This window comes from Zhenhengia yiwuensis (assembly GCF_014384995.1).
GTDB lineage: Bacteria > Bacillota > Clostridia > Lachnospirales > Cellulosilyticaceae > Zhenhengia > Zhenhengia yiwuensis.
In genome coordinates, this window is the sequence record NZ_JACRSY010000094.1 from 1 (window position 1) to 2,050 (window position 2,050).

The window sequence follows — 2,050 nt, forward strand, 5'->3', positions numbered from 1 at the left end:
CTTGACATGCTTATTTTCTACAGGCTATAGTGTAGCCATGGCAGAAATGGTTAAGTATGCCATTTCTGCCCTCATTCAATTATCATAGAAAGTATTTACAGAGATTTTTTCACAGACCCTAGAATGATATAGTTGGATAATCAGTTTTTAATTGCTGAAGAGCATCCTCTAAATCAGGATAAAATCCTTTTCCTCTATCTCCTACAATATAGTAAAATTCTTTTATTTCTTCCCAATGGCCATTACAGGTGTGTTCATAAAGCTTTGTAAAGTCTTCATATAATTTTGAAATAGCCTCTTTTTGAGTAGATGCTCCACTTAAATCAATAGGCGCAAAAACCTGAAAGAAAATCCCTTTAGATCTAATATATCCATCACATTTACGGTCACCAAGAGAACCCTGAGTTCGAATAGGTGCAAAATTTGGCTCTGTACATTCCATAAGTCTATAAAATAGGTCTTGAAATGCATTACCAGTTGATGTCATAAGTTTATGAGCAAATGTTTGAGTTGCAAAAAATCTATCAGGCATGTATAAATCCTCCTAAAAATAATAAAAAATAAATTAATTTGCTTCTAAATACTTAGGTATATTAATATGTAGCATTCATCTTCAGATTAAATGGATGTACTATGTAGACATTTCTTTATGAATCGAAAGAGGTCTCTTTTATAATAAAAGGCATGACAAAAAAACTTATAGTTTTATGTCATGCCTTGAATGTCGTTAATATATTTTAGTCTGTTTAATGCGTAGTAGCATTTCATATGTAGTCTTATCTATTGCTTCCCCTATAAACTCTAAATCTGAGTGGAGCAGTAGTTCTGCAGCAAATTTGTTTGCTTGATTCTCATACATACAGTTTGAATTAAATAGGTCATCATCCTGAGTAAGTAATATCCCCTTTTCATACTTTAAAAAGTTTCGTTGGTTAGAGTGGAGCAGAGCATGTCCTAGCTCATGCGCAAGAACGATAGTTTGAGTTACTTCATCCAGGTTGGAATTGATGATAATAAATTTATTGCCCTTTATCTTGATAAAATAACCTTTAGTTGTTTCATAGGGAAGGTATCTTACATGGATATTTAAGTCTTTTGCAATTCTCTTCGGATCACGTGTCTCATGTCTATTTATTAAATTCTTTACACGCAAACTAATGTTTATCATTGGTCACTCTCCAGTCAAAAAAAGTTATAGATTTGCTAAAACTGCATAACTATTTTTTGGTATTACGTGGAGCATATTTATTTTTATTAATCTGTTTACTTTCCCAATAAAGGTTGGATATATCTCTAGTGATTGCCTCACGATCTTCTTCAGAAGCATCCATAAAGAAGGCTTTTGCAGTCTCCATAAATTCATCATAAGAAAGCTGTTCTTTTTTTGTTTTGAATGAATGTGGAACATCTTGAATAACTTCTTGTCCTAAAGTGCGAATATTAGATTTACCCATTAAATAATCAATGGATACATTAAAAATTTGAGAAAGTTTATCTAATGTAGTTGGATCGGGCATTGTTCTATTTGTTTCATAATTAGCAATAGCTGTTCGTACTATACCTAACTTATCTGAAAGTGCCTGTTGTGTCATTTTATACTCTTTCCTAAGTTCCTTAAGTCTAGTAGAGAAAGTACTAGTAGATTCCATGTAGTCTCTCCTTTCATTGAGATATTTGTATATTATTAATATCAGTATAGTCATTCTGAATGACTAAATCTACAAATGTCATTAATTAAAACATTTTCTAGAAAATATATTGACATGTCATTTAAAATGACCTATTATAAAGTCATAATAAATGACAAAGGAGTGTGCTATGAGAATTCACATGATCAATCGAAGGAAGCAGCTAGGCCTCACTCAAGATGAAGTTGCAGAACTTGTTGGAGTAAATAGAAATACTATATCTTCTTATGAGACAGGAAAGTTGTAAGCGGTTAATAACTGAGTATATTTCCATACTTCCTTATTAATGAGATAATTACTCCAAGACATTCATTGTTTTGGAGTCTTTTACTCTAACTCTATTTGAAATAAGGAGGTACTCT

Annotated in this window: 4 protein-coding genes; 1 reads left to right on the plus strand and 3 read right to left on the minus strand. The window is 31.7% G+C overall.

Annotation, left to right across the window (positions count from 1 at the left end):
• Positions 1–118: 118 nt before the first annotated feature.
• The 3 genes from H8718_RS20015 to H8718_RS20025 all read right to left on the minus strand — a co-directional run bounded on the left by H8718_RS20015 (position 119) and on the right by H8718_RS20025 (position 1,649).
• A complete protein-coding gene (locus tag H8718_RS20015) occupies positions 119–532 on the minus strand; it encodes a hypothetical protein (RefSeq protein ID WP_249334825.1) in 414 nt (137 codons plus the stop codon).
• A gap of 195 nt (positions 533–727) precedes the next feature.
• Entirely contained in the window at positions 728–1,168 is a 441-nt protein-coding gene (locus tag H8718_RS20020; RefSeq protein ID WP_249334826.1) for an ImmA/IrrE family metallo-endopeptidase, read from the minus strand.
• 49 nt (positions 1,169–1,217) lie between these two features.
• The gene (locus H8718_RS20025; RefSeq protein WP_249334827.1) at positions 1,218–1,649 is read right to left on the minus strand and encodes a helix-turn-helix domain-containing protein; all 432 of its coding nucleotides are present in this window, start codon (positions 1,647–1,649) and stop codon (positions 1,218–1,220) included.
• A 169-nt stretch (positions 1,650–1,818) separates the two neighbouring features.
• Between H8718_RS20025 and H8718_RS20030 the strand changes: the two genes are divergently transcribed.
• The gene (locus H8718_RS20030) at positions 1,819–1,935 is read left to right on the plus strand and encodes a helix-turn-helix transcriptional regulator (RefSeq protein ID WP_249334828.1); all 117 of its coding nucleotides are present in this window, start codon (positions 1,819–1,821) and stop codon (positions 1,933–1,935) included.
• Positions 1,936–2,050: the final 115 nt, after the last annotated feature.